Source organism: Brachyspira pilosicoli, from assembly GCF_019402445.1.
Taxonomy (GTDB): domain Bacteria; phylum Spirochaetota; class Brachyspiria; order Brachyspirales; family Brachyspiraceae; genus Brachyspira; species Brachyspira pilosicoli_B.
In genome coordinates, this window is sequence record NZ_SRZM01000290.1 from 1 (window position 1) to 5,812 (window position 5,812).

At 26.8% G+C, this 5,812-nt stretch carries 7 protein-coding genes; 6 read left to right on the forward strand and 1 reads right to left on the reverse strand.

Annotation, left to right across the window (positions count from 1 at the left end):
• Positions 1–2,061: methyl-accepting chemotaxis protein (locus E6A48_RS09280; RefSeq protein WP_219709940.1), on the forward strand; the 2,061-nt coding region annotated here is incomplete at its 5' end.
• On the opposite strand, the gene E6A48_RS09285 is transcribed toward E6A48_RS09280, so the two are convergent.
• The gene (locus E6A48_RS09285; protein ID WP_219709941.1) at positions 2,058–2,618 is read right to left on the reverse strand and encodes a DUF4416 family protein; all 561 of its coding nucleotides are present in this window, start codon (positions 2,616–2,618) and stop codon (positions 2,058–2,060) included. The genes E6A48_RS09280 and E6A48_RS09285 overlap by 4 nt on opposite strands.
• Before the next feature lie 92 nt (positions 2,619–2,710).
• On the opposite strand from E6A48_RS09285, the gene E6A48_RS09290 reads away from it, so the two are divergent.
• The 5 genes from E6A48_RS09290 to yidC all read left to right on the forward strand — a co-directional run.
• Positions 2,711–3,013, forward strand: coding sequence for a hypothetical protein (locus tag E6A48_RS09290; RefSeq protein ID WP_219709942.1), 303 nt, complete (start codon positions 2,711–2,713; stop codon positions 3,011–3,013).
• A gap of 148 nt (positions 3,014–3,161) precedes the next feature.
• The gene (rpmH, locus tag E6A48_RS09295; protein ID WP_014933193.1) at positions 3,162–3,305 is read left to right on the forward strand and encodes a 50S ribosomal protein L34; all 144 of its coding nucleotides are present in this window, start codon (positions 3,162–3,164) and stop codon (positions 3,303–3,305) included.
• Positions 3,298–3,714 (forward strand): ribonuclease P protein component, encoded by a 417-nt coding sequence (gene rnpA, locus E6A48_RS09300; protein WP_219709943.1) that lies wholly within the window; start codon positions 3,298–3,300, stop codon positions 3,712–3,714. Before rpmH ends, rnpA begins: the two co-directional genes overlap by 8 nt.
• A 15-nt stretch (positions 3,715–3,729) precedes the next feature.
• The gene (yidD, locus tag E6A48_RS09305; RefSeq protein WP_219709944.1) at positions 3,730–3,942 is read left to right on the forward strand and encodes a membrane protein insertion efficiency factor YidD; all 213 of its coding nucleotides are present in this window, start codon (positions 3,730–3,732) and stop codon (positions 3,940–3,942) included.
• Positions 3,943–3,968: 26 nt separating this feature from the next.
• A partial coding sequence (gene yidC / locus E6A48_RS09310) for a membrane protein insertase YidC (protein WP_219709945.1) occupies positions 3,969–5,812 on the forward strand: 1,844 nt, incomplete at its 3' end.

Consider the following 5,812-nt stretch of genomic DNA (forward strand, 5'->3'; position numbering starts at 1 on the left):
TCTATGGTAAATTTCTCAAAAAATAATGATATTATTAATTTCCTTCAAAATACTAATGATGCTGTTTTAAGATCAAATGCTGAAGGGGCATTAAAATCTTTTGCAGACAGCAAAAATTCTTTTTTGAATTTTATTATTGTAGATACAGCAGGTAATGCTATTTTAGATTCTTCTGGAGGAAGTTTATTAGGAGTATCAATCAATAAAGGAAATGAGGATTGGAAAATGTTTGAAGCTTCTGGATATAATTCTGGAGGAGAGAGCAGTATAGAAAAATCAATAATGACAGGACTTCCAACTTATAGATTATGGCATGGTATAAAAGATAATAATGGCAATTTAATAGGAATATTAGTTGGTAATGTAAATTGGGCAGATTTTGTTGATAGATTTATCAGTAATTTTAGTATAGGTAATTCTGGTCAAATTGTTATTATAGATAAAGATAAAAAAATATTAGCTCATAAAGATAAAAATAAAATATTAACTACAGATAATTATCCGCCTTATGAAACAGTGATAAAAGATAAAAATGGAATCATTACATATAAAGATGGCAGAGAAGTATATTATATGTCATTTCATAATATAAAAAATAGTAATTGGTATATTATAGTTTCTATGTCTAAGAGCGAGTTGTATGCTCCTTCTAAAAATATGGCTTTATACGCTATTATAACTGCTATTGTTGTTATAGTGGTTTTAGTTTCTTTTGCTATTTTATTTACTAAGAGACTTATTTCTTATGTTAATGAGGCATTGAGGGTTGCTAGTATTATATCTGACGGAGATTTAACTTTCAATATAGATGATAAATATTTAAATAGAAAAGATGAAATGGGTTATTTGATAAGAAGTTTTGACAATATAAGAAAATCAATGAAGAACATAATAGAAACAGCTAACTCTAATATAGATTTAACTAAAAAAACAGCCTACTCACTTTCTTATGCCAACAAAGATTTATATAATAGAACAAATGAACAAATAGATTCTTTAAGCAAAACAGCTGAAGCTACAGAGGAAATATCAAGCACTATAGAAAAATCTGTAGAAAATGCTAATTTAATTAATAAGATGATGATAGAGTCTAGAGATGCAATAGAGAAAGCAGGAAGCATTATATCTGAAACTGCTAAAAATACTGAAGAGGCTTTTGAATATAGTAATAAAATTAGCGGATTAGTAAAGTTTATAGAAGACATTGCTTTTCAAACTAATATACTTGCTTTAAATGCTTCTGTAGAGGCAGCACGTGCTGGAGAGCAGGGAAGGGGATTTGCGGTTGTAGCTTCTGAAGTAAGAAATTTAGCACAGACTACACAAAGTTCAGTTAATAATATTACTTCATTTATTAACGGCAGTAATGAGAAAGTAAAAAACGCTACTAATTCTGCTAATACTTCAAGAGAATTGTTTGCTGATATAGAAAATAAAATAAATGAAACTACAAAAGTAATAGAAGATATGGTTAATACTACAAATGAACAGATGGCTGGTATTAATAATATCAATAATGCTGTTATAAATATGGATTCTAAGACTCAAGAAAATACTAGTTTGGTATATTCTATGCAGGAATCTTCTCAGGAACTTGAAAAACAAATGGAAGAGCTTTTTAATGCTATGAGCTTTTTTAAAGTTGGTCCTCGTAAATTAGAATGGACTAATGAATATTATACTTATAATAAAGTTATAGATAATCAGCATAAACAAATTATAGAGTATGCTAATAAAGTACATCATGCTTTATATAATAATGATAAAAATGAGGTTGATGAAGCATTTAAAGGTGCTATAGAGTATACTAAATACCATTTCTCTGAAGAGCAAAAAATACAAATGCAAAATAAAGAACATTATCCAAAAATAAAAGAACATTTTGATGAACATAAGAAGTTTATTAAAGCTATAAATGAAGAATATGAGGCATTTAAAACTAGTTCCAATTGGAGAAAGATTGCAGAAAATTTCTCTAGTCTTTTAGGAAAACTTTTAATAGAGCATATTGGTGTTTGGGATAAGGAGTTTGTTAAAACCGCTGATATAAAAGATTATTAATTATTCCAGTTTGAACCAAATGGGGAGCTTTCTATTAATTTATTATAGAATAGCTCTCTTATTTTTTTTAAAAAGTTTTTTGTTTCTGTGCTTGAATAGTCTGCATAAGTCCAAGGAAGTTCGGTGTATCCTTTTTTCTTTTTGTATATTAGAGTTAAATCGGCAAATACTCCATCTTTTAAATATATTCTATGAGTAAAGTTCTTATTTGTTACTAATACAAAGTTTTCTAAAGTAAGTATTGCGGGGTCTATGTTTATTTTTCTGTTGTTACTACTGTCTAAATATTTTTTCTCTATTTCATCAGTAGTTTTTTTTACTTCTACTATATAATCTCTCTCTATCATATTTTCAAATACTATAAATCTTTTTTTTAAATCTTCTCCCATCTCATCAGCATAATAAATAGAATGAGAAAATAAATATTCCTCTCCAATTATCTTAGTATTTCCAAAATTATTTGTTAATTCATTTAAAGTATTATTGTATATTTCATTTTCATGATACATTAAAGCAATAATGAGTACTGCTTTTGATTGTTTAATAGACTTACTCATTTTAGTATGATATATTAATTTTATTTTATGTTCAATAGGTATATGGACATAATTTTAATAATAATATATTATTAGGCTTGAAGAGGGTATTTATGAATAATAATTTTTTAAAGAGTATATCTATTATTTCTCTATTATTTATTATGCTTTTTGCTAAGAAACAAGTTATAACAGGAGAAGTAAGAGTAGTAGGCACCTATCTTTTTCCAAATGTAGTTATATCTGAAAACAATATAGATTATTATTTTGATAAGGATTTTTTTGAAGAGTATTCTAAATATCAAGGTAAAGTTATTAGTGTAGAGGCTAAAGTAAAAAAAGAAAAACTTTGGCTTGCCGACAAAAGTAAATCTTTTGACAGATATACAATAAAATGGGTTAAAAAAATTGAATAGAAATATATGTTTCTATTTTTTATTGTATTATGATAAATGTTTTTATACTTGACAAAAAAAGAATTATGAAGTATATTTAAGTATTATAATTTAAATTTGCTATTAACTTAATAAATTAAGATAAATATAATCTTTTGAAGGAGAAAAAATGAAACGTACTTATCAGCCAAGTAAGTTGCGTCGTGCTAGGAAATTTGGTTTTTTTAAACGTATGGCAACAAAGCACGGTAGAGATGTATTAAAACGTAGAAGAAGAAAGGGTAGATATCGTTTAACTTCTGCCGATGAGTGATGTTAATCAATCATTAAATGGTAATACTAATCTGATTAATGATCGGGAAAATAATAAGAGAGTATCATTTAAATTATATCGTAAAGAAAAGCTTAAAAGTAAAAAAGATATAATTTGCTTTTTTAAAAAAAATGATAATTCTAATTTGCTAAAGTATAGTAATTATTTTTTTACTATACTTGCTTTGCAAAATAATCGTTCATATTCTAGGTTTGTTGTAACAATAAAAAAAAATAAAACTAATGCCGTAAAAAGAAATAGAGCGAAAAGAATTGTCAGAGAAATCTATAGAGTAGAAAAAAATAATATACCTACAGGGTATGATTATTTTATCATTATTAATAGATATATTTCCCGTTCATTTTTGGATTACAAAAAAGAGTTAATGAAGTTGTTTAATAGGATTTGATGGATTTAGTTTTTTATGCTTAAGAAAATATTATTGTTTTTAATTTTTATATATCAAAAAGCAATATCACCGTATCTTAAGCCTTCTTGTAGGTATATTCCTTCTTGCTCTGAATATGCTAAAGAGGCTGTTATTAAATATGGTGCTTTTAAAGGCAGTTTTCTCGCTGTAGCAAGAGTACTTAGATGTAATCCGCTTGCTAAAAAAATATATGATCCTGTTCCATAATTATTTTTAAGGAGCTTTTTTGTTTTATGAGTAATAACAAGAGAATGATTTTAGCCGTTGCACTTTCTGGAGTAATCTTGTTTGCATACATGTTCTATCAGGCTAAAACAATTAAACCTGTAGCAAATCAAAATAATATACAAACTAATAATATAAATACAAATCAGAATAATACTGAAAATCAAAACGTGTTGTTAAATACTTCACAAATACAAAAAGTTGATTATACAACTAATGAAAATATGTTAGCTACTAATGATACTACTGAAACATTAGAAAATGATTATGTTATAGCTACATTTAAAAATGGTTCTTTATTTTCATATAAACTTAAAAATTATTATAAACAAGATTCTGAGATAACTAATGAAATAGTTGATATGGTAGAACAAGTTTATGAAGGTATATATCCTTTCACTTTAACTTTTCAAAATCTATCAAACTCTATAGCTTTACCTAATATCTTTAATTATTATTCTGTAAAAGAAAATAATGCTATTACATATGTGGCAGATGCTTCTATAGAAGGCAATCCTATAAGAATAAAAAAGACTTTTGCTTTTGGTGAAGACCCTTATCAATTAACAAATACTGTAACTATAGAAAATCTTAGTGAAAAAGATTTATCTATGTATTATTCTTATTTCTTAGGTACAGGTATTGGACCTTATAGAACTGAGAAAAACTCTGTGAGAGAAGATGCTACAAAGGCACAATATTTGATAAAGGGCAATGGTAAATCAAAAGTTCTTCTTACCGGGGATATAGTTAAAGAAAATATATTATCAAAATTATTTGGTTTTGGTAATGGTGCTAAAACTAATAATGTTAGATACAACATCTATGAAGGTCAAGATAAATGGGTGGCTTTAAATAATAGATATTTTGCTATTATTTCTAGTCCTGCACAGTCTAATGCAAAATTTGAGACTATGACTTTTTCTAGACCTGTTACCAATGAATATAGAAATGATTTCCATATTGCTAATTTAATATCTGAGCATAATATAAAATCTGGTTCTTCTGTTGTAGATACTTATTCTGTTTATATAGGACCAAAGGTAAGAAGAATATTCTCTAAATATTATCTTGAAGAGTCTTATGAATCAATATTTCAAGAATCTTTCTTAGGACTTAACTTAAGACCTTTAACTTATATATTAGATATTATTTTGAATGCTTTATATGGATTTACAAAAAGTTATGCTTGGGCAATTATATTATTTACTTTAATATTTAAAATTGTTACTTATCCACTTAACCATGCTTCATACAAATCCATGAGGAAGATGCAGTTGGTTAATCCTAAAATAGAACGTATTAGAGAGCAGTATAAAGATAATCCTGAAAAATTAAATGCTGAAATTATGAATATATATAAAAAGGAAAAAATTAATCCTTTAGGCGGATGTTTGCCTATGCTTTTACCTTTCCCTCTTCTTATAGCATTTTTCTATTTGATGCAGTCTATGGTAGAGCTTAGAAACACTCCTTTCCTATGGATTACAGATTTATCTTCTCCAGATAAGTTATTTGTATTTCCAGCAGCTATACCTATTTTAGGCGGTTTTAATTTCAATTTATTCCCTATACTTATGGCTATTACAAGTTATGTTAGTATGAAGATACAGCCTTCTTCTTCAGCAGGTGCTGCAGGCGGACAAGCTGCTATGCAGATGAAAATGATGACTACTATATTCCCACTTATGATGCTTCTTATGTTCTATAACTTTGCTAGTGGTTTGGCTTTATATTGGACTGCACAAAACGTATTTGGTGTAATTCAGCAATTTATAACTTCAAAACTTTTAAATAAAAATGATTCTAATAATAATAATGAAACTGTTATTGAGAATAAATATACTAAAAA